We start from the raw sequence: 20,648 nt of genomic DNA on the forward strand, positions 1-20,648 counted from the left end.
CCTTGTGCTTAAAAAAATTCCGTCGAGCCATCGTGCGCGCCGCCGGTCGATACCGACGCGGCGTCGCGTAAACCACCGCTATTGATCCAGCGGCGATTCGTCGTCGTCTTCGTTTTCAAATCTTTCGTGCTCCAACTGCTCGTCCAGCTCTTCGCTTTGCTGTCGCATCTCCATCAATCGCTCGCCCGCTTCGCCACGAACAAATTGGCGAACGCGACGGTCTTCGAAATTCTCAAGCGATGTCGGCGGGCCATCGAACAGGACCTGGGATTCGTGGTCCTTCAAACGACGACGCGGATACAACATGATCACGCGGTCGGCGACTTTCCGGGCGGTGTTCATGTCGTGGGTCACGATGATGCTGGTCACGGGATACTTGCGACGCACGCCAAGCATCAATTCGTTGATCACATCGCTGACGATCGGGTCCAATCCAGTCGTCGGTTCGTCGTACAAAACCAGATCGGGCTGCAGGATCAAAGCTCGCGCAATACCGACTCGTTTTCGCATCCCACCGGACAATTGCGCCGGTCGGCGGCGAACGATATCATCGGGCAGACCAACTTCTCCCAAGGCCCGCAGGACAAGCGGTTCCACCTGATCGGCATCGACAACGTTGTGCTGACGCAGCGGAAAGGCGACGTTTTGGCCGACAGTCATACTGTCGAACAGCGCGGCGTTCTGAAAAACAAAACCAATCTTCTTGCGGAAGTTGACAGCTTCTGCCGGCTTCATCGCGGCGATGTCTTGGCCATCGAAACGGACGATGCCACGCGTCGGGCGAACCAGCCCGATCAAGGTCTTCATCAAAACCGTCTTGCCACAACCACTCTCGCCGATCAGCGCCAACGTCTCGCCACGCGGAATCTTTAGATTGATTCGCTTCAGGATGTGGTGCCCCGATAGCTCGACGTGCAGATCCTGCGCGTCCAACAGGTACTGACGCGCTGGCGGTTCTTCGGGCAATTCGATCGTTTGGGTATCCGAATCCATCACAGTAGCGAGGCTCCCGATGGCCAGAAGGCGAAGTAGACCATGTTCAACAACCGGCCCAAGACGAGGTCGAGGACCAGGATCATCACAAACGAATGGACAAACGCCGACGTGGCTGCTTTGCCCACACCCTCGGCTCCCGCTTCGGCTTGAAAGCCACGGTAGCAACTGACGACAGCGATCACGGCACCGAAGAACAGACTCTTAAAGATCCCGGTAAACAGATCAAACCCTGTCACAAATTGACGCGAATGGTTCAGGTAAGCCGCGTGATCGATCCCCAGAATCACGACGCTATAAAAATATCCGCCGACGATTCCCATGAAGTCGGCCATGATCGTCAGCGCAGGAATCAACATGATACAGGCGAGAAACCGCGGCACGACAAGATAGTGAATGGGGTCGGCCCCCATCGTTGCCAGGGCATCGATCTGTTCGGTCACCCGCATCGTCCCCAGTACCGCCGCCATCGCGCTGCCGACGCGGCCGGCCAACATCGTCGCCGCTAGCACCGGCCCCAGCTCGCGGACCAGCGTCATATTGATCACGCCGCCGAGCCGACTTTCCAGACCGATCGACTGGAATTGGTAGTAGCTGTTTTCGGCAAGAACCATCCCGATGAAGGTCCCCGTCAAAGCGACCACGGGCAAACTGAGCACACCCACTTGGTAGAAATTGGGCAGGATCGTCTCCCGCCGCGGCAGCGACGTAAAGATCCATCGCAGCATCTGCAGGGTGAAGTTGGCGATCCCGCCGACCGTGCTGACTCCCGATACAACGATCTTGCCCCAGTCCGATGCCCAATCGCGTAGCCCGGCGCGCATCCCTTGCGGGCTGACGGAATGGCGTTGCGAGCGGCTTGCGGCGGATGGCATGAGACAGCTGCGAATGGAAGGTTGCGGCGATTCAAAACGAGACCGTGTTAGTTTGTATCGGTTGCATCGAGTTTGCGGCTTGAGATGAACCGACCGGTTGTGCCGGCCTATCTTTGCGGCACTGCGATCACCAACAGGACGGGGCCGCCGCTAGCAATACTGGTCGCTGCCGGTCGACTCTGATACAACATTGCAAACCCGCGTTTGACGTAGACGCGATGGGGTGATTCGACCTTTGAAAGGAAACTGACGTGGAAAAGTGGCCAATCGGAGTGTTTGCATCGGTCGATGCAGGCCTAGGCGTACGCTGGGAAGTGATCAAAGAACTGGGCGTGCCAACGATTCAATTGCACGCGCCAGCGGCAGAGACGCGAACCCAAGCCAACGCTGACAAATTGCGTAGCCAGATGGAGGAGATGTCGGTCGAATTGACAGCGGTTTTCGGCGGCTTCGAAGGCGAAAGCTATGCCGACATCCCGACCGTTGTCGAAACCGTCGGTCTCGTTCCCGAAGCGACCCGCGCGGCGCGGTTGCAAGAGATGAAAGAGATCGCCGACTTTGCCAAGTTGATCGAGTGTGACGTCGTCGCGCTGCACCTTGGTTTTGTCCCCCACGAAACCAGCGATCCTTCTTATGAAGGCATCGTCACCGTGATGCGCGACCTCTGCGATCACGCCGCCAACAACGGGCAACGCGTTCACTTGGAGACCGGTCAGGAAACCGCCGACGGTCTGCTGCAGTTCCTCTCCAGCGTCGATCGAGACAACTTGTTCGTCAACTTCGATCCGGCCAACATGATCCTGTACGGTACGGGCGAACCGATTCCGGCACTGCAAAAAGTTGGCAGCTTTGTCCGCAGCGTGCACTGCAAAGATGGCACCTGGAGCGACAAGCCGGGCGAAACCTGGGGCGCTGAAGTGCCGTTGGGCGAAGGCCAAGTCGACATGCGGAAGTACCTGCAAACGCTCAACGAGATCGGCTACACCGGGCCGTTGACGATCGAACGCGAGATCCCCGCCGAACCGGAGCGTCAGTTGAAAGAGATCGGCGCTGCCGTTGCGCTGCTGACCAAGCTCAAGAGCGAACTGTTGGCGTAATCGCTGAGTTCAGCTGCTAATTTCATCGAGCGCCGTAGAGCAATTTGCTCTGCGGCCGGCGACGCTTAAGAGCCCTGGTGGTTGGCGTAATATTGCCTCAACCGCCGCGGACTGACGCCCAACGCAAAGGCGATTTGCAAAGCGAAGTTGCGAAACGTCTGCCGCACAATGCCTCTCTGCTGCCAGCGCCGCGGGTCGACAAAAACCGGCCCAGGCAAGATCAGCGGGCGAGCGATCTGCCGCAACCGCTGCGAGAGAATCAGGTCTTCCATGATCGGTTCATCGGGAAATCCGCCGACCCGCTGAAACGCATCTCGGCGGACGAAGATCGCTTGATCGCCAAACGGCAACCCGCGCAATCGCACGCGACACGCGTTCCCCCATTCCAACAAGCGGAATGCGATCCCGGCGGATTCGATCCGCTGCTCCATCGCTCCGCCCCAACGCTCCGGTTGCTCCGTCAATGCGTTGCAAACCTGCTCGATCGCATCGGCAGCCAGATGATTATCGGCGTGTAGAAACATCAGCACCGCTCCGCTGGCGACTTTTGCGCCGGCATTCTGCTGCGTCGCGCGGCCCGATGAGCTGACGATCACCTTGGCTCCCGCCGCCGCCGCGATCTCGGCAGTCGCGTCGTCGCTGCCGCCATCGACGACGATCACCTCGCCCGCCGCAGCGACCGACCGCACGCAGCGGTCGATATTTTCGGCTTCGTTGAGCGCCGGGATGACGACTGAAATCTCAGCCGGTGTCATGTCCGACCCGCCGCCTTCCAACGACTGTATCCCATCGGTGCAAAGACGATGATCGGTCCCCACGCTCCCATCGCCGGAGAGATCAGCGTCTCGCTGGAACCGAGGCCGCTGAACAATGTTTTGACGAAGAAGAACATCGCGATCAGCCCAAGTCCCCAGCCGGCGACAACAAACAGATTCTTGTCGCCTCGCGTCACGACCAGCGGCAGCCCCAGCAGCACCAGACTGATATCCAACCAGGGCCGGACGATCCGCGTGTGCAGCAGAACTTCGGCATCGGGCCCCGAGTAGACGCTTGAATTTTGAATGTTACGCACCAACTGCAGCGTCGACGACAGCCGATCGGTCTGCGATCCGGAGACCAGGTGTTCAAATTCGATATTCGACACGACGAAACATTGCCCCGGTTCCAACCACGCGTGGTCGGATCGCGTCAGCACAAACTGTTTGCCATCGAAGCCAGCCGACGGGATCGCATCGATCTCTGCTGGCTGATTGACCTGGGAGACCAAATAGCCCGCTGGGTGTTCGTCCGACGCGGGCATCCAGACGGCGCTTTCGCCGACGATCTGAGTTCCCATGCCAGGCATTTCCGATCGGATCATCAACGCCGGTGCGACGATCTCCTTTCGGATGATGATCACCCCGCGGCCGTGAAACTGGATCCCCGTCATCCGGTCGTAGCAGGGCTTGAGCGTCCGTTGCATCTGGCCGCCGAGATCTTGAGCTTTGGTCCCCAGTTGATCCTTCCAATTCGGCATCAGAAATTCGCGGTTGAGGACCGCCAAAATGATTACGATCAACGCGGCGAACAACATCGGCCGCAAGATCCTTCCATGGGAAAGCCCCGCCGCCAACAACGCTGTCATCTCGCCGTTGCGTTTCAGCACCGCCACGGAAAAGACGAGAGCAAAGACAGCCAGGATCGCGTTGGTCGCGTCGAAGATCGCCAACAGGTAGGGGCCGTAGTAGCGGCTCAGCGCGTCGACGAAACTCCCCTGTGCCCGCGCGTACGCAGCCACCTCTTCCATGTTGTTGAACGCGTGGAAGACGACAAAAATGCCAGCCAAGCTACAGAAGCAGATCAGCAGAGTCCGCAGATATGTCGCTAGCAAATACCGATCGATCCGTGTCATCACCGTTTTCCAAACCCTAGCATCGGCGGCATCGTTGGGCCGCTCTCCAAGCAACGTCATACACAACTTCCCCCGCCACGTCACGGGCGAATTATGCCGTCGGTACGTTTCGTCATTCGCGAAGTTCCGCGGTTACAGATTCGGGACCTTCTGCGAACCCGACGCGTTAGCGAGAAACAGCCTGGATTCCGACGCCGGAGTATCGGATTGCCAAAGGTCTGCAACGTTTCAGGCTGCAAGTCCGATTCGCCCTCAGCCGATGCCGCTGGGAATTGACTAAAAAAATGAGCGAGGCGACACTGTAAGAGGTGCCCCTTTTGCGTTTCACACCCGCGCGACGCACTCGGCAGATCCTCGGAGGGGACCAGCGGAGCTTCCCTCCATCGTCCTCGCAACGAGCGAGCCCAGCAGGATTTGCCGCCGCACCGTGTCATCGCGGGCAGATCGTGTCGTGTCGCATGAGGTGGCAGCGGATCGAAGTCCCCTTCCGCGGTGAACGCCTCGGCAAAAAAACGGTTACCCAGCGGCCCCCCGCCCCGAACTGTCGCCGCATGGTGACAAAGTTACAGCGAATCGAGACCTTCATGACCAACTCGTCGGGAACTCTGGACCCCCAAACGCTCTCGGACATCCGCAGCGCGCCGGGCGATCCGTTGATGCGGATCCGCGGCGCGCGGGTCCACAACCTGAAGAACGTCGATATCGATTTGCGTCGCGATCAATTGATCGTCCTGACCGGGGTCAGCGGCAGCGGGAAAAGTTCGCTCGCCTTCGATACGATCTACGCCGAGGGGCAGCGTCAGTACATCGAGAGCCTTTCGACCTACGCTCGGCAATTCCTCGACCAACTGCCGCGTCCCGATTGCGACCACATCGACGGACTGGAACCGACGTTGTGTATCGACCAGAAATCGGGAGCTAGCAATCCTCGCAGTACCGTCGCGACGGTCACCGAGGTTTACGATTATCTGCGTCTGTTGATGGCCCGCGTCGGCGCTCCGCACTGCTATCATTGCGGGGCTGCGATTCTGCAGCAGACCAGCGAACAGATCCTCGCGTCGTTGATGAACCTAGCCGAAGAGACGCGTTTGATCGTGTTGGCACCGATGGTTCGCGGCCGCAAAGGGGCGCATGAGGATGTGTTTCAGGAGATCCGCAAAGCCGGATTGGTGCGAGCTCGCGTCGACGGCACGATGTACGACATCGAATCGCTCCCCAAACTTTCGCCGCGGAAGAACCATACGATCGAAGCGGTTGTCGATCGGTTGGTCGTTCGCGAAGGGATCGAGTCGCGGTTGGGAGAGTCGATCAAAACGGCGCTCAAGTTGAGCGACGGGTTGCTGATTGCGTTCTTTGAACTGCCCGATGCCGACGACTGGGACGAACGCTTGCTCAGTTCGCGGTACGCGTGTCCGCAGTGCGATATCAGTTACGAGGAACTGGAGCCGCGAACGTTCAGTTTCAACAGCCCCTACGGTGCCTGTCCCGACTGCGATGGCTTGGGACGACTAGAAGCTTATGATCCCGATCTGCTGATCCCCGACTGGACGCAGCCTGCCGAAGTCGCGGCGATGCTCCCTTGGAAGGGAACTTCGGCGGCGGTTCGCAAGCGGATTCGCGGCACGCTGGAACCGCTGGTTCTCGATGGCGGCGGCCAATGGGACCAACCGCTCGATCAACTGTCGGCCAAGGGGCGGGCGGCGTTGACGGCGACGATCGTCGAATTGTTGAACGTCGAATGGGAAAAGAAGCTGACCGAGGCGCGGCGCGAGCAGCTGACCAATTGGATCGGGGCGGTTGAGTGTTCGACGTGTGGTGGGTCGCGATTGCGGCGCGAAGCGCTGAGCGTCACCTTAGCCGATCGACATATCGGCCAGATCGTTGCGATGCCCGCGACCGAAGCGACTGTGTTTTTTGCCGCCTTGCAGGCCGAATGCGATCAGTCGCTGCAAGATGATTCGGCGTACGACATCGAATCCGAAGCCACCGCCGACGCAAGCGTGGTTCGCGAACGCGCGCCGCGACGTGTCAAAGTCGGCGGGAAATTGTCCCCTTCGCAGCGCGAGATCGCGCGTCCGATTCTTGTCGAGATCAACAAGCGGCTCCGTTTTTTGGATCAGGTTGGCGTCGGATATCTCACCTTGGGCCGCAGCGCCGATACGCTCAGCGGCGGCGAATTGCAACGCGTTCGTTTGGCGACCAGCATCGGCAGCGGACTTGTCGGCGTCTGCTACATCCTCGACGAACCATCGATCGGACTGCATCAACGCGATAACGATCGCTTGATCGTCGCGCTCCGCGACTTGCAGCGGCAAGGGAACACGGTGCTGGTTGTCGAACACGATGAATCGATGATGCGAGCTGCCGATTGGTTGATCGACATGGGCCCCGGCGCAGGACACCAAGGCGGCGAGATCCTGTTCGCGGGCGAACCTTCATCGATCACGGCGATCGCCGAAGAACAAGCGGAAGCAGCGGACGCCGACAGCGATCTGCCATCGCGATCGGTAACCGCCGACTATCTGTCGGGGCGGCGATCGATCCCGGTTCCCGAATCGCGGCGCAAAGCCGACAAAAATCTGATGCTGACGCTCGCCGGCGCGAACACTCACAACTTGCAGAACGTGACCGCAAGATTCCCGTTGGGCTGTCTGATCGGAGTGGCAGGAGTCAGCGGCAGCGGGAAGAGTTCGATCGTCAACGACACGCTCTATCCCGCCTTGGCTCGCACACTCGGTCTTCAATCGCCTAAACCGGGGCCGTTTGAATCGCTGACCGGTGCCGATGGGATCGACAAATTGATCCGAATCGATCAAGCCCCGATCGGCCGCACACCGCGCAGCTGTCCGGCGACCTATACCGGCGCGTTGGATCTGATTCGCAAGGTGTTTGCCGAAACCCGCGACGCCAAACAGCGAGGCTTTGCCGCCAACCGATTTAGCTTTAATGCCAAGCCGGGACGCTGCGACCAGTGCATGGGACAGGGGCAAGAAAAGATCGAGATGAACTTTTTGGCCGATCTCTACGTTCGCTGCTCCGTCTGTGGCGGAAAGCGGTTTAATCGCCAGACGCTGGCGGTGCGGTTCAAAGGCGCGTCGATCGCCGATGTGTTGGAGATGACGATCGACGACGCGGCTGAATTTTTCAAGAACTTCGTCAAGATCGACCGGATTCTCGAGAGCATGCGGAGCGTTGGCTTGGGCTATCTACGGCTCGGGCAACCGTCGACAACGCTCAGCGGCGGCGAGGCCCAGCGGATTAAACTGGCGACCGAGTTGGCGCGGCAGGAAACCGGCAACACCTTGTATCTGTTGGACGAACCGACGACGGGGCTGCACTTCGACGACGTCCGTCGCTTGATCGACGTCCTGCAATCGCTGGTCGAAAAGGGGAACACCGTGATCGTGATCGAACACAATCTGGATGTGATCAAGTGTTGCGATTGGATCGTTGAGATGGGCCCCGAGGGGGGCGCTGGCGGCGGACGCTTGTTGGCCGAAGGGACGCCCGAAAAGGTCGTCACCGGTCCGCAAACGCCAACCAGTGGCTACCTGCAAGAATTGCTCGACGCAGCGGTTTCTTGATCGCTCGCCTGGCAAGCGGTTACGCCGTGGTGAGCATACCTTTGTGTTCGTCGTAGATCACCACGCCGTCGCAATAGACGGTAAAACGCACGATCTGCAGCAGGTGATTGAACTTCATCTCGATCCGGCCAGGCTTCGCGGTTCCAGCGACTTCCGCCGGCCAGACGAAATCGATGCGGGGATGGATTCTGAGCCAACTGATTCGGTGCCAGACGCAGATCTGGCCGACGTAGACCCGTTGGCGAAAGTATTTGCCGTCGTAATCGAGTTGAGCTTGAAAGGGCTCTGCAAACGTGATCGTGCGATGCAGCAGACCGCGAGCGACGCGGGTGTCCCGGTGCATCAATTGCCCGGGACTCTCTTCGATCGGCGGCGGTGAAGCGTAGGGATTGAGGTCGTTCATCCGTTTTCCCCAACGCTTCGACGATCGGGCCTCTGAAGTGGACAAAGCAGGTCGTATTGTATTTTTTCGTTTAACCGCGATCCGTTCAACGATGCGTAGTGGACGAAGCTACGAGTCCTTTTGCATCAGACCAAATCGCTGGGACTCGTAACCTCGTCCACTACATCCCGCCGCCAATTCTTGCGACGGTCCGAGGCTCCTTCGTTGAACGGTATTGCGTTTAACCGCGAGCCCATCGGGCCGCGCGGCCCTGAAAAACGCGGGGCGATGCCCGCGCGGTTAAACTAGAAAACTCCCTGCTTGCTGCTTAGCCTGCGGCGACGGCCGCTTCTTCGCGTGCTTTGACTAACAGATCGATCCACGGGCCGACATAGAAGCCGTTGTCGTGGAAGGTTCGTCCGCTGACGAGGTTGCCATCGATCACGCAAGCTTCGTTGACGAACGTGCCACCGCAGACTTCGAGGTCGAACTTGCACTTCGGCACCGTCGCCATCTTGCGTCCGCGAACGCAATCGGCGTAGGCGGGGATCTCGACGCCATGGCAAACGCTGGCGATCGGTTTGCCCGCTTCGAAAAAGTGCTTTGTGACGCGGACGAGGTCTTCATCGTAGCGGATGTATTCGGGAGCCCGACCGCCGGAGAACATGATCCCCGCGTATTCATCCTCTTTGATTTCCGAAAACGCGACGTCGGCGTTGATCGTGTAGCCTTCCCATTCCTTGGTGATCGTCCAGCCCGGCTTCACTTCGTGCATCACCATTTGATAAAGGCGTTTTTCTGGAGCGGCCACAACGGGTTGAAAGCCAGCTTCTTGCAGTCGGTAGTAGGGGTACATCGTGTCGAGCGTCTCGGACGCGTCGCCGATGATGATCAGAACTTTGGGTTTATCGGAGGGGGCGTTTGTCATCGATTCTTCCTGAACCTGGTGGCTCGGTGCGCTGAAACTCGCCAGCATCCGGCGAGGGTAAGTTTCGCGGCATTGTAGCACACCGCTTGGGACCACTGGAATTGGTGCCCCATATAGAACCGACGTCCGGTTCGATCCATAATCTCAGTCGCGGAAACCGACGCCTCACCTTAGAACAATCCCCAAGGAAGAAATTGTCATGGATTATCGATACGAAGAGATCGCGAAGATGCTGGACCATTCGCTGCTGCAGCCCTTCTTGAAGACCGAAACGCTGGAGGCGGGGATCTCGTTGGCGCTGGCGTACGATGTGGCTAGCGTTTGCATCCTGCCGTATTACGTGAAGCGCTGCGCCGATCGGTTGGCAGGGAGCACGGTTCAAACTAGCACGACGATCGGGTTCCCACACGGCGGGCACACGACAGCGATCAAAGCCGCCGAAGCACAACAAGCGATCGACGACGGATGCCAGGAATTGGACATGGTCGTGAACATCTCGAAGGTCCTCAGCGGCGACTGGGACTACGTCACTCGCGATATCAAGGCCGTCATCGATGTGGCTCACGCCGCCGGTCAGAAGGTGAAGGTGATCTTCGAGAACTGCTACCTCGACGCGGATCAGAAGTCGCGGTTGTGCGCGATCTGCAGCGAACTTGGCGCCGATTGGGTCAAGACCTCGACCGGCTACGGCACCGGTGGCGCGACGCTGGAAGACCTGCAGCTGATGCGAGAGAAATCGGCCGCAGAGGTTCAAGTCAAAGCGGCCGGCGGAGTCCGCGATCTCGACCGCTTGCTGGAAGTCCGCGAGTTGGGAGTCACCCGTGTCGGTGCCAGCGCCACGCAGACGATACTAGATGAGTGTCGGCGACGATTGAAACTGGAGCCCATTGATTTTGATGAGTTGAAAAACACGTCGAGTTATTGATTTTGTAACGCTTCAGGCGACTCGGCCATCGCGGGGATTTCGCGAGCGACTCGCGATCGCTTCGCCTTGCGGCGTGCGATGCCCAGCACCGCTCCGCCGCCAAACAATGTCAACAGCATCGAAGCCGGCTCGGGAACGCCGGCTGTCGCCTGTAAATCGGCGGTGATCGCCAACTGCACCGCCGAGATATTGAAATCGGTATCAACCGACATATTACTAAGACTAAAGGTCAGAGCTGGTTCCATATCGGTCAGGCCGTCCGCTGGGAGATCAAAGTTTCCCGATACCGGCGCAGCCTCGCTGAACGATACCGTATCGATCCCATTGGTTATGTCGACAATCGTAGTATCTCCAAAGTCATTGAAATCGATCTGCCGAAACGCGAGCGATGTCGCTCCCAGCGTCGGATTCGAAATCATGTTAAACGATCCGTCGATGTAGTTGGTCAGATCGACGCTCAGCCCCGACAAACTGATCGTCACCGATTCCCCCGATCCGATCACGCTGTTGCTTCCCAAGCCAAGCGCCGAGCCGCCTGTGTTTAGGTTCAGCCCCATCGCGGCGTTCCAGCTGATATCCAGCGAAAACTCGATCCCCGTCCCCGCGTCGCGGAAGAAATAGGTATCGCCGTACGTCGGCGATACGTTGTCCGGTATCCCCGTCGGCCCCTGGGCTTGCACAGCGTTGTTGGCATCGTAGGGCGTCATCGGAGAACTTGTATTCGCCGCAGAGGTCATGTCGAGCACCGGCGTGAACGTGATGACGTCCGCATTGGCTGTGACCATCAAGCCAACGGAGGCGATCGCTGCAATGGTTCGTATTGGAAAGATCGTCGTCATCTTGGTCTTCTCCTGGCGCGGCCCAGCTGTAATCGGATTCGAAACAAACCGATGAACAAATGTACCGAACCCGCAACGCAAAGGCAATCTATGCTACAATAAGATTCAGGTTTTCAGATTCTGAGCGATATGACGCCAGTGTTTTGCGGCGTTTGCGACCATTCGAATCACCCAGAATTTGGGACTTCTTGGACATCTGCAATCCGCAACAGGGCGACATCAAATCTCCTCGATCGATCGGGAGACTGGTATGAGGTTTGCTCGTTGATGAGGTGTTTCTAACCTTGGGAGACGAATCCGATGCCAATGAATAAACAATACGTCGTCGAGTTTTTTGGTGGCCCAATGGATGGCCACATCGAACCGGTCGCCGAATCGCTGAACCCCTTTGTCGTTTTCCCAAGTCGGGTACCTGTGCGTGGTCGAGGATTTTTGGCGGGCCTGTTCCATTTTTGGCGGCGGCCCAAAAAACAGCAGCCGAGCGTCCTGGCGGTTTACGAACTGCACTGCGTTGGCTTGCAGCAGCGTTACCAGCACGTCCGCTCGATCGAAGCCAGCGGTATCGAGATCGTGCCGATCGGCACACAAGCGGTCATCTCCGCACCGCGCTCGTCCCAACGTGGGCCCTCCTCGACGTCGGCTAGCTGAGCCGAGATCGGACTCGACCGCCATACGGCGTTCCGCGACGCATCCCCGAGATTATGAATCCCGCGTCCGAACGTGCTCCGGCACTTTCCGCCGCAGCGGCTCACTTTGTTGTCGATCCTACCGCCCCGCGATCGACTACATGACAATCGCCGAGGCACATTGTCTGGCGTACGGTCTGCAATTGAGGAGCGAGGGAAATGAAATTTGTCTGTTTGGGATACATCGACGAGACGCGTTTTGCTGATCTAACTCAGGCTCAGAGAGACGAAACGATGGAAGCTTGTTTCGCTTACGACGACGAACTGCGTCGGGGCGGACATTTCATTGGTGGCGAGGCTCTGCAATCGGCTCGCAACGCCGTCACTCTGCGGATCAAAGAGGGCAAGGTCGACGTGATCGACGGGCCCTATGCCGAGACCAAGGAGGTATTGGGCGGGATCTTGCTGCTCAAAGCCAACGACTTGAATCACGCGATCGCGTTGATGTCGCAGCACCCCGGCGTTACGGTGGGGCCTTTCGAGATTCGTCCCGCCGACGCTCAGATCAATGCAATGATCGCCGCGCGGCAAACGAACACTTAAACATCTGCAATCAACTCTTGCGACAGTGACGATGGCGTGGCATGACTTTTAAGAAGCGGTCATCAAACGGAGTCGTCAGTCATCAAAGATCAATCGAAAGACGAGGGTTCTGCCATGAAATACATGATGCTGATCTACGGATCCGAAGAGGGATGGACCGAGCCCGAGCGGGAGGCGTGTATGCGAGAATCGATGGCGATCTGCGACGAACTTACCCAACAGGGAAAGTGGATCGCGTCGTCGCCGTTGCACTCGGTGACGACGGCGACCAGTGTCCGTGTCCGCGAGGGGAAACGACAAGTCACCGACGGGCCTTTTGCGGAAACGACCGAACAACTGGGCGGATATTACATCATCGATGTCGACGATCTCGACGAAGCGATCGCAATCGCCTCCCGGCTGCCGCCCGCGAAAAAAGGGACCGTCGAGATCCGACCGCTCTTTCCGCTTCCCGAGCGCGAACCGCAGTAGCCCCACGTCGGTGAAGTCGACGCACTTAACATCGCATCTCTACGTCACCGAATAACGCCAGCCAACCGAAAAACGCTTATCCGTTATCATCCGAAAGGCGATCGACCTTGCGGTAGAGGTAGGCGTCGGAGGTGAGCAGCGACGCGAGCAGAGCTTTCATGCTGCCGCCGCTCTCTTGATAAGCCTGATAGGCGTCCTGCAATACCGGAGCATCGTGGATCGTTTCGTTGCGGCCCATCCAGAAACGGAAGGCGTGGCGGACGAAGACCTGTTGCACGCGCTGGCTGGTCGCCAAGCGATCGATCATCTCCAACGCGTTTTCGACGGGGCCGTCCAGCCCGGGATCGCCGCTGTCGATGATCGCACCGCTCGTGTCGACTGGCTTCTTCTGCTCTTCGGTCCGGTACAGTCCCAGATGGTTGTACATTTCAAACGGCAGCCCCAGCGGGTCCATCTTGCGATGGCAACGCCAACATTCATCGGCTCGCGTCACACGCATCCGACGCCGCAACGTCGACTTCGGCTCGACGGGCAGCATCGCATCGACAGTGATCGGAACATCGGGGACCGCGTCGCCGAGCAGACGTTCGCGAATCCAACGGCCACGCAAAATCGCGTGGTTGTCCATCGCATCGGTATGCGCGACCAACCAGCTGGGATGCGTCAGGATTCCTCTCCGCTGATCGGGCGGCAGAGTCGTCAGCGTTCGAGCCGTTTTCAGCGGTTTGACGACCTGGGCAACACGGGCGTGAATCGTTTCCCCTTTGGGCAGCTTCGCCTTCTCGATCGTCACGCGCCGCGTCTGTCGCGCGGGCTTCTTCCCCTCGACCGCTTTTGGCTTCGGCGGCGGATCGGAGCTGATGAACTGGCCAAAGTAAGGTGCATCCTGCGGTGCGTTGTAGACGACGCGGTCGGTGGTCAGCAGCTCGCCCAGAACGTTTTTGTCTTCCTGCAGAATCAGTTCGACCAAACGATCGGTGTTGGCGGTCATCGCAAACATCGCCCGATAATGCTTCTCGGCGTTGAACTCACCGCCGGCACTTATCAACGCTTTGTTGTCCTTGCAGACATGCCCCGCGCGGTCGTAATCGAAGAACTCACGAAAGAACTGCAGCACCCGCGGCTTCCGAATACTGTCGTCGGCCAGAATCCGATCGATCTCGCGCTTTGCATCCTGCCGTGTCTTTAAACGCCCGTCGGCAACCGCTTGCTGCAACGCTTCGTCCGGCGGGATGTAGCTGAAAGCCGCATTGATCGCCAACGCCAGCTCTTGGTCCTGCAAAAGGACGCGGCCATATTGGTCGGGCGTCCCGTATTCGGCTAACTCGGGACGAAACAGCGCGTCGCGATCCAAGAAGATCGGCGTCAGACCAAGCAACGCCCCATCCTCTTTCCCAAGGTCGGCGATCGCATCGTTTAATAGTCCCAGATATTCGGCGGTCTCCGCGTCGGTCGGCGGGCGACAGGTCAAGGCTTCGAACAGATAGTTGACAGCCGCGATTCGATCCTGCTGCGTATCGTTCTCCTTGGCCATCAGGTCGTGGACGGGAGTGATCGGGCGCTTGGGCGATTTGCCATAAAAAAGGCTTTGCGCCAGCCCGCGCAAATCGCCATGTTTGTACTTCTTGTCGATCTGGCCGACCTTGTCGGCGAACTGATACGGTTCGGCATCGGGTCCGTAGGCCATGAATCGCAAAATGTCTTCGGCCGTGTTGGCGATCTGAGTCGCTTCGGATCCGTTCACCGAATAGAGGTTGGCGTAGTTTCGCAGCCCATGGTGATTTTCGGTCGTTAGCATCGGCGGGAATCCGGTGATCGCGGCGGCATAAGCGGCCGTGCCTCCGACCCAACCAATCACGCGATCCAGTCCGTAATAGACTTTCACTTCGCCATCGAGATTCGGATTGATGTGATCGCCGCGAGTTCGCAATCCGGGGCGTTTGGGATCGAAGTCGGGTTCACGCGTGATCAGCTCGTTCAATCGCGTTAGGTGTTCCTGAGGATGCAGACGCCACAGCCGCGCCGGTGTGGAGGTCGGCTCGATCCATTCAGGGATCTCTCCGAACAGCAGATCATGATCTAGATGATTTCCCTTGGTCGGATGCAGGTGCGTTTGGAATCCGCCGTGATCCTTCATCGCCCGCTGCAATTCCGCGGTGATCCACGTCGACAGCTTCCAACGCAGGATCGGATCGGGCTGCAATTCTTCCGCCGGCGGCATCTCTTTTAGCGCAACCTGTTCCCAAACCGTCTTCCAAAGCTCGGCGTTGTCGATGGTGACGGTGGAGAGTTCATCGAGAGCGACGCCACCTTCCTGCGTGTTGGCGTCGTGGCAATCGATGCAGTACTGCTGTAGGAACTGTGTCGCCATCGCGTCTGACATCGGCGACTGATCCGCCACCACGCACGATCCAAGCGATGGTACGATCAGTAAAAACGCAAGCAATGAAGAGAGTCGGAGCATTGGCATCGGTTTCAAAGTCAGTGGCACGCCGCGGATTGCAGATTGAGATCGGATTCGTCGTTCACAGCTGTGGCGAATGTTCAGCCGTCAAGTCGCGTTAGGCCATGATCTCTTCGATCGGGCCGACCTTGGTGTCGTGCACTCCCGCCGTGTTCTTGTTCATGTTAAATCGGTCGCGAGTGTCGCCAACCGCATGCAGCAGCGTGGTGTAGAGTGCATTGATCGGACGCTTGTCGTTCATCTGGATGAACTGCCCCGTTTTCAACCGACCGGCGCAATTGCCCAACAAGATGAAGGGCCAGTTGTCGCCATTGGTGTGTTGCTTGTTCGCGTTGTTGCTGGTGTAGACGATCAACGTGTTGTCCATCATCGTCCCGTCTCCTTCCGGCACCGATTCCAGTTCTTTCATCAATTTGACAAGCATCTGACAGTTGTATTGGCGGATCTTGATCCAGATCGGGTTGTCGGGTTGATCCATGTGGCCAAGGTTGTGGCCAGCTTGTGCGATCCCCAATCCCTTCCATGCGCCGAAGATTTCGCCCCGCCCCGAACCGATCGTCAGGACATTGGTCAGGCCTGCCTTGAGTGTTGCGATGCCAACATCCAACAGCGAATCGTGCCAGTCGGTTTCGAATTCGGGCTTGAGAAACTTGTCGCCATATTCGGGAGCAAACTTTTTCAGATGATCCGAGACGCCAGCCAATCGTTCGCGGAGACCGTTGATCTCGCGGAAACCATCGACGTAGCTGCCGTACCGCTCGCGATCGCCTTGTGGAAGCGAGCGGCCATGCTGACCGGCCAGTTGCTCGACGCGATTGAAGACCCGCGATCGGGCTTCGAAACGCTGCTTGACGTCGCCGGTTGCGATCCCACCAAAGATCATCTGGTACAGATCGTTGGGGTTGGAATGCATGAACAGCGGCTTGCCTGGACCGGCTGCCGAAAGGGTCGCCAAGGTCGGACGCGAGATCATGTTTTCCAACGCATCCATTCCGATGCACAGATGCGGCAGGATCGTCTCGGGCAGCAACTGACTCAGCTCATGATCGATCGTCGCGCCGCTGGGCGGAATCCCGATCCCACCGCGATAGCCACCCAACGCTCCGAAAAACGCGCTGTGCGATGGACTGGTGTGCCGACCATGCAGCCCGTTGATGATCGTCATCTTGTCTTTGTAAGGTTCCAACGCCTGAACCGGTTCGGGCAATGTGATCCCCGAAAGCGATGCATCGTGATCGAGCCCCTGAGGAATACAGGTCGCGGGATCGAAGCCCTGGTTTTGCAAGAAGAAGATCACGCGTCGCGGCGTTCCAGGCCGAGCTGCCGCGGCTTGCACTCGGTTCGGAACCAACGGACCACCCAACGCAGCTCCCATTCCAGCGGCTGTCCCCATTAACATCTTGCGGCGATTGATCATCTTCGGAAATCCTTTTGACGGTGGGGATGAGCAGGAAGGACGGTGGTACGGGCTGCCGAATCTTTTGCTTGAGCATCAGGCAAACCTGCTGGCACACGCTAGCGGCTTGTCGGTTTAGTCACAACGAGCTTCCTTGCATTAGCCGTTTGGGCGTTAGCCCCGGTTTAGTGGCAGCGGAACCGGGGCTAACGCCCAATCGGCTGATTAAACCGACGAGCCGCTAGCGTCGGGTTCTCCCGGTAATCAAACGCTGCCGCATATCGACTGAGTCCATATGTGAAACTAGCGGTTTGGCTATCGCTGGGCGATCCGCATTTTACCGGACCGTCCCGTCAGAAGCTACGATGTTTCAGCCGTCCCGTTTATTGGGATGATTTTGGAAAAAAACCGAAAAACGCAATCTGCCGGGCGATTGGCGACGGTTTTCTACCGGTCACTCTGGCCAATGCCAGACTCGCACTTCGCCCGGCCGCTCATTAGAATCGTACAACTCCCGCCCCATATTCCCTCCACCTTGCCACGAGCCCCCTCGATGAATCTGTTTGCTGGAAGTTTGTTAGTCGCCGCGACTTTGCTGGCCAATGCTGGCGTCAATCAATCCGCGATCGATGAGGTTCGATCGGGCAAGCGGACCGAAGCGCGAGCCGCTTGGTGGGGCTTCGATCCCGAGGACTCCACCGCGGCGTTGCAGAGTGCCATCGATTCAGGTGCCAAGCGAGTGATCGTCGAGGACATGGGCCAGCCCTGGATCGTCACTCCGCTGCAGGCCGCCAGCGACCAGGAACTGATCTTTGAAAAGGGAGCGGTCCTGCAGGCGAAGAGGGGAGAGTTCAAGGGATCGACCGATTCACTGCTGAGCGTGATTGGCAAAAAGAACGTCACGATTCGCGGCGAGGGTGCCACCTTCCGGATGCATCGCGACGATTACGCCAAGCCGCCGTACAAGAAGGCTGAGTGGCGGCACACGCTGCAGATCAAGAGCAGCAACAACGTCCAGGTGCTGGGGCTGACGATGGCCGAGAGCGGCGGCGATGGGATCTATCTGGGCGTCGCCACCCGCGGCGTCACCAACAAAAACATCGTGATCCGCGACGTCCTCCTCGACAAACACTACCGCCAGGGAATCAGTGTGATCACGGCCGAAGATCTGTTGATCGAAAACACGATCATGCGCGACACTGGCGGCACGTCGCCGATGGCCGGGATCGATTTTGAACCCAACCATTTCAGCGAGCGGTTGGTCAACTGCGTGATGCGGAACTGTATCGCCGAAAACAACCAAGGCGTCGGCTACGCGTTTTACCTTCCCAATCTGACCGCACAGTCGGCGCCGATCTCGATTCGCTTGGAGAACTGCATCGCCCGCGGCAGCAATCGCGCACCGCTCTCCTTCACCAACGGCGAAGGGAAGGGACAGGGGCCGATGACCGGCACGATCGAATTCGTCGACTGCGACTTCTCCGGCGGCAGCGGTCCCGTCGCGACGATGAACCGCAAACCGGCCGCCGGCGCACGCGTCCGTTTCATCAACTGCCGCCTGGAACCAGGAGCCAGCAAGCCGACAACGCCAGTGATCTTTTTCGCTTCGCGAGCGGGCAACCAATTGGACGTCGGTGGCGTCGATTTTGAGAACTGCCAAGTTCACGATCCGCAACAGCGACCGTTGATCGGATTCTACGACGGTGCCAGAGAACTGCATTTGATCGACGTCACCGGCACGTTGAAAACGACATCCGGCGACACCCAACGGACCGTCGAAATCGATCAGAAATATCTCGACGATCTACATCCGGGAAACAAGTTCCAACGGTTCCCCAAATACGAAACCGACGGGACAACTTTCATTCCGTTGAAGGCGATGAAAACCGGCGAGATGCTGCCGCAGCCCAATTTCACGCTTCGCGGCTCGGGGGCGTTCGTGCTGTTTGCCGAAAGCGGCACTCCAGTGGAACTGAAGCTGAATCACAGCCACGTCGGTAGCTATACCGGGACGCCGTTGGTTGTCGAAGCGATCGCGCCGAGCGGTAAGAAGTTGCCAATCGGTGAGGTTCCGCTCGATACGACCGGCTCGCTTGGTTTTGTCGCTCCCGAAACCGGAATCTACCAAATCCCAATCGATGTCGGCCCGAACAAGTTCTCCTTGGAAGCGACCAATTGCCCGACAGTCATCTCCGGCGAAGCGGGACGCGTGCGGTTCGTCTACTCCAGCGGCAAACTCTACTTCTACGTCCCGCCGGGAACGAAGCAATTTGGCGTCAAAGCCTCCGGCGACGGAGGTGAAGTTGTCGGCCTCTCGGTCTTGAATCCGCAAGGGAAGTCCGTATGGCAGAAAGAGAAGATCTCGGCCCCCGAACAATTTGTTGGTGCTCCCGAATCGCAGCAGGGAGAAATCTGGACGCTGCAAATTTCGCGTCCTTCATCGGGACGCATGGAAGACTATTTCATCGAACTGCAGGGGCTGCCACCCTTCTTGGCAACGCATCGCGATTGCCTGTTGCAGCCTGCACCCTAGTCGCTGCCAGCGACGTCGACCAACGAGCACACAACACCCTGTTCCACCTGTCCTGCGATTGCATTTTCAATGAAGCGATTTTGCTGCATCCTTTTACTGTTGTTCTTGAGCGGCCCCGTCGCCGCGCAGGCGTTTGTCCCCAATCTCGGTCCCGATCTTCCGTCGATCACCGTCCGTTGTGGCGAGGTGACGTTGAAGTTGCGTCGGCATTCGCAGTGGACTCCCGCCCGGATCGATTTCCGCGGCACGCCGATGACCACCGAAAGGAGCGCGTACGGGACGGTCTTTCGGTTTCCGGAAATCGGATTCATTGGAACCGGGCACCTAGAGAACGAGCCCGAGGAATTGCAATCGCTGACGTTTTATGTCGACGGGAAAGAAGTCGCCACGCCGACGGCGGAGCTGTCGGGCGAAACGTTCCGATTTGTCAGGGAGTCCAAGATTCGCGGTTTTCGGCTGACCAACGTCTTCGAAATCAAAGAGGATCGATTGTACGAAACCACGATGGTGGCGGCTGATGTCGAGACGCCATTGGATTTGGTCTACCACTTCATGCACGCCTGGACGCCCACGGTTTCGGCGCTCGTGGCGGGAAGCGATGCCAAGCCGGAGGCCGATCTGATTCAGCCGCTGTTGAACGATGACGAGGTCGACCACAAGTTCTACATCAATGCAGCTGTCGATTGGATGTCGGTCTACGAACCGGGCAGCCAACAATTTGCTGTCTCCCGTTTGTTGGAAACGCCCGCGACGGCCGGCAGCACGTCGAAGGTCTGGAACGTCGTCGGAACGTATCGCAAGTATTATCTGACAGCATTTCAGAACCAAACCGTCCCCAAGGGGTTTAAGGGAACCTGGCGGATGGTGACGGGATTTGGCGAGGGGGACCGCGAGCAGTGGCCGGAGGCAGCTCGCAAGCTGGCGAGCGAACTGAGCAAATAACACCACCGCAACCGCCTGCCGACGCGTGGCCGCGGATACCTGAAATGGGAAGACCGATGTCGCCTTGATCGATCGCAAGCGACAAATATGTATTAAAAT

General features: G+C 58.4%; 17 protein-coding genes. 8 read left to right on the plus strand and 9 right to left on the minus strand.

Features of this window, described 5'->3' with window-relative positions; genetic code table 11:
- Positions 1 to 78 precede the first annotated feature (78 nt).
- The gene (locus tag CA51_RS14760) at positions 79 to 993 is read right to left on the minus strand and encodes an ABC transporter ATP-binding protein (RefSeq protein WP_145121846.1); all 915 of its coding nucleotides are present in this window, start codon (positions 991 to 993) and stop codon (positions 79 to 81) included.
- Positions 993 to 1,817 carry an MlaE family ABC transporter permease gene (locus tag CA51_RS14765; protein ID WP_231746197.1) on the minus strand — a complete coding sequence of 275 codons (825 nt, stop codon included), beginning with the start codon at positions 1,815 to 1,817 and terminating at the stop codon, positions 993 to 995. Before CA51_RS14765 ends, CA51_RS14760 begins: the two co-directional genes overlap by 1 nt.
- 302 nt (positions 1,818 to 2,119) lie before the next feature.
- Between CA51_RS14765 and CA51_RS14770 the strand changes: the two genes are divergently transcribed.
- Positions 2,120 to 2,965: a sugar phosphate isomerase/epimerase family protein gene (locus CA51_RS14770; RefSeq protein ID WP_145121850.1), complete on the plus strand. Its 846-nt coding sequence runs from the start codon at positions 2,120 to 2,122 to the stop codon at positions 2,963 to 2,965.
- A gap of 65 nt (positions 2,966 to 3,030) precedes the next feature.
- On the opposite strand, the gene CA51_RS14775 is transcribed toward CA51_RS14770, so the two are convergent.
- Together CA51_RS14775 and CA51_RS14780 are read right to left on the minus strand one after the other, a co-directional pair.
- Positions 3,031 to 3,720 carry a TIGR04283 family arsenosugar biosynthesis glycosyltransferase gene (locus CA51_RS14775; protein WP_145121852.1) on the minus strand — a complete coding sequence of 230 codons (690 nt, stop codon included), beginning with the start codon at positions 3,718 to 3,720 and terminating at the stop codon, positions 3,031 to 3,033.
- Positions 3,717 to 4,916: an LptF/LptG family permease gene (locus tag CA51_RS14780; RefSeq protein ID WP_145121854.1), complete on the minus strand. Its 1,200-nt coding sequence runs from the start codon at positions 4,914 to 4,916 to the stop codon at positions 3,717 to 3,719. Before CA51_RS14780 ends, CA51_RS14775 begins: the two co-directional genes overlap by 4 nt.
- Before the next feature lie 491 nt (positions 4,917 to 5,407).
- Here CA51_RS14780 and uvrA point away from each other — a divergent pair, with 491 nt between their 5' ends.
- Positions 5,408 to 8,440 (plus strand): excinuclease ABC subunit UvrA, encoded by a 3,033-nt coding sequence (gene uvrA / locus CA51_RS14785; RefSeq protein WP_231745708.1) that lies wholly within the window; start codon positions 5,408 to 5,410, stop codon positions 8,438 to 8,440.
- A 19-nt stretch (positions 8,441 to 8,459) separates the two neighbouring features.
- On the opposite strand, the gene CA51_RS14790 is transcribed toward uvrA, so the two are convergent.
- Entirely contained in the window at positions 8,460 to 8,843 is a 384-nt protein-coding gene (locus CA51_RS14790) for a hypothetical protein (RefSeq protein ID WP_145121856.1), read from the minus strand.
- A gap of 307 nt (positions 8,844 to 9,150) precedes the next feature.
- Positions 9,151 to 9,750: a DJ-1/PfpI family protein gene (locus CA51_RS14795; protein ID WP_145121858.1), complete on the minus strand. Its 600-nt coding sequence runs from the start codon at positions 9,748 to 9,750 to the stop codon at positions 9,151 to 9,153.
- Positions 9,751 to 9,949: 199 nt separating this feature from the next.
- On the opposite strand from CA51_RS14795, the gene deoC reads away from it, so the two are divergent.
- Positions 9,950 to 10,675 (plus strand): deoxyribose-phosphate aldolase, encoded by a 726-nt coding sequence (deoC, locus tag CA51_RS14800; RefSeq protein ID WP_145121860.1) that lies wholly within the window; start codon positions 9,950 to 9,952, stop codon positions 10,673 to 10,675.
- Here deoC and CA51_RS14805 read toward each other — a convergent pair.
- A complete protein-coding gene (locus tag CA51_RS14805) occupies positions 10,669 to 11,514 on the minus strand; it encodes a PEP-CTERM sorting domain-containing protein (RefSeq protein ID WP_145121862.1) in 846 nt (281 codons plus the stop codon). The genes deoC and CA51_RS14805 overlap by 7 nt on opposite strands.
- 300 nt (positions 11,515 to 11,814) lie before the next feature.
- Between CA51_RS14805 and CA51_RS14810 the strand changes: the two genes are divergently transcribed.
- The 3 genes from CA51_RS14810 to CA51_RS14820 all read left to right on the plus strand — a co-directional run bounded on the left by CA51_RS14810 (position 11,815) and on the right by CA51_RS14820 (position 13,214).
- Complete coding sequence (locus tag CA51_RS14810) at positions 11,815 to 12,162, plus strand: hypothetical protein (protein ID WP_145121864.1); 348 nt, start codon at positions 11,815 to 11,817, stop codon at positions 12,160 to 12,162.
- A 197-nt stretch (positions 12,163 to 12,359) separates the two neighbouring features.
- On the plus strand, positions 12,360 to 12,743 hold the full coding sequence (locus tag CA51_RS14815; protein WP_145121866.1) for a YciI family protein: 384 nt from the start codon (positions 12,360 to 12,362) through the stop codon (positions 12,741 to 12,743).
- Positions 12,744 to 12,857: 114 nt separating this feature from the next.
- Positions 12,858 to 13,214, plus strand: coding sequence for a YciI family protein (locus tag CA51_RS14820; RefSeq protein ID WP_145121868.1), 357 nt, complete (start codon positions 12,858 to 12,860; stop codon positions 13,212 to 13,214).
- A 76-nt stretch (positions 13,215 to 13,290) separates the two neighbouring features.
- Here CA51_RS14820 and CA51_RS14825 read toward each other — a convergent pair whose 3' ends face one another.
- Positions 13,291 to 15,684 (minus strand): DUF1588 domain-containing protein, encoded by a 2,394-nt coding sequence (locus CA51_RS14825; RefSeq protein ID WP_231745709.1) that lies wholly within the window; start codon positions 15,682 to 15,684, stop codon positions 13,291 to 13,293.
- 91 nt (positions 15,685 to 15,775) lie between these two features.
- Positions 15,776 to 17,095: a DUF1552 domain-containing protein gene (locus CA51_RS14830; RefSeq protein ID WP_145121870.1), complete on the minus strand. Its 1,320-nt coding sequence runs from the start codon at positions 17,093 to 17,095 to the stop codon at positions 15,776 to 15,778.
- Between the two features lie 532 nt (positions 17,096 to 17,627).
- On the opposite strand from CA51_RS14830, the gene CA51_RS14835 reads away from it, so the two are divergent.
- Both CA51_RS14835 and CA51_RS14840 read left to right on the plus strand, forming a co-directional pair.
- Positions 17,628 to 19,607: a glycoside hydrolase family protein gene (locus CA51_RS14835; protein WP_197451201.1), complete on the plus strand. Its 1,980-nt coding sequence runs from the start codon at positions 17,628 to 17,630 to the stop codon at positions 19,605 to 19,607.
- A gap of 69 nt (positions 19,608 to 19,676) precedes the next feature.
- Positions 19,677 to 20,549 (plus strand): hypothetical protein, encoded by an 873-nt coding sequence (locus CA51_RS14840; protein WP_145121875.1) that lies wholly within the window; start codon positions 19,677 to 19,679, stop codon positions 20,547 to 20,549.
- Positions 20,550 to 20,648 lie beyond the last annotated feature (99 nt).

The organism is Rosistilla oblonga, from assembly GCF_007751715.1.
Taxonomy (GTDB): Bacteria; Planctomycetota; Planctomycetia; order Pirellulales; family Pirellulaceae; genus Rosistilla; species Rosistilla oblonga.

Coding starts and splice junctions, on each gene's coding strand:
- CA51_RS14840 (WP_145121875.1), top strand. CDS start 19,677: ATGAAGCGATTTTGCTGCATCCTTTTACTGTTGTTCTTGAGCGGCCCC.
- CA51_RS14830 (WP_145121870.1), bottom strand. CDS start 17,095: ATGATCAATCGCCGCAAGATGTTAATGGGGACAGCCGCTGGAATGGGA.
- CA51_RS14765 (WP_231746197.1), bottom strand. CDS start 1,817: ATGCGCGCCGGGCTACGCGATTGGGCATCGGACTGGGGCAAGATCGTT.
- CA51_RS14780 (WP_145121854.1), bottom strand. CDS start 4,916: ATGACGTTGCTTGGAGAGCGGCCCAACGATGCCGCCGATGCTAGGGTT.
- CA51_RS14805 (WP_145121862.1), bottom strand. CDS start 11,514: ATGACGACGATCTTTCCAATACGAACCATTGCAGCGATCGCCTCCGTT.
- CA51_RS14835 (WP_197451201.1), top strand. CDS start 17,628: ATGAATCTGTTTGCTGGAAGTTTGTTAGTCGCCGCGACTTTGCTGGCC.
- deoC (WP_145121860.1), top strand. CDS start 9,950: ATGGATTATCGATACGAAGAGATCGCGAAGATGCTGGACCATTCGCTG.
- CA51_RS14810 (WP_145121864.1), top strand. CDS start 11,815: ATGCCAATGAATAAACAATACGTCGTCGAGTTTTTTGGTGGCCCAATG.
- CA51_RS14825 (WP_231745709.1), bottom strand. CDS start 15,684: ATGCCAATGCTCCGACTCTCTTCATTGCTTGCGTTTTTACTGATCGTA.
- CA51_RS14795 (WP_145121858.1), bottom strand. CDS start 9,750: ATGACAAACGCCCCCTCCGATAAACCCAAAGTTCTGATCATCATCGGC.
- CA51_RS14775 (WP_145121852.1), bottom strand. CDS start 3,720: ATGACACCGGCTGAGATTTCAGTCGTCATCCCGGCGCTCAACGAAGCC.
- CA51_RS14815 (WP_145121866.1), top strand. CDS start 12,360: ATGAAATTTGTCTGTTTGGGATACATCGACGAGACGCGTTTTGCTGAT.
- uvrA (WP_231745708.1), top strand. CDS start 5,408: ATGGTGACAAAGTTACAGCGAATCGAGACCTTCATGACCAACTCGTCG.
- CA51_RS14820 (WP_145121868.1), top strand. CDS start 12,858: ATGAAATACATGATGCTGATCTACGGATCCGAAGAGGGATGGACCGAG.
- CA51_RS14790 (WP_145121856.1), bottom strand. CDS start 8,843: ATGAACGACCTCAATCCCTACGCTTCACCGCCGCCGATCGAAGAGAGT.
- CA51_RS14760 (WP_145121846.1), bottom strand. CDS start 993: ATGGATTCGGATACCCAAACGATCGAATTGCCCGAAGAACCGCCAGCG.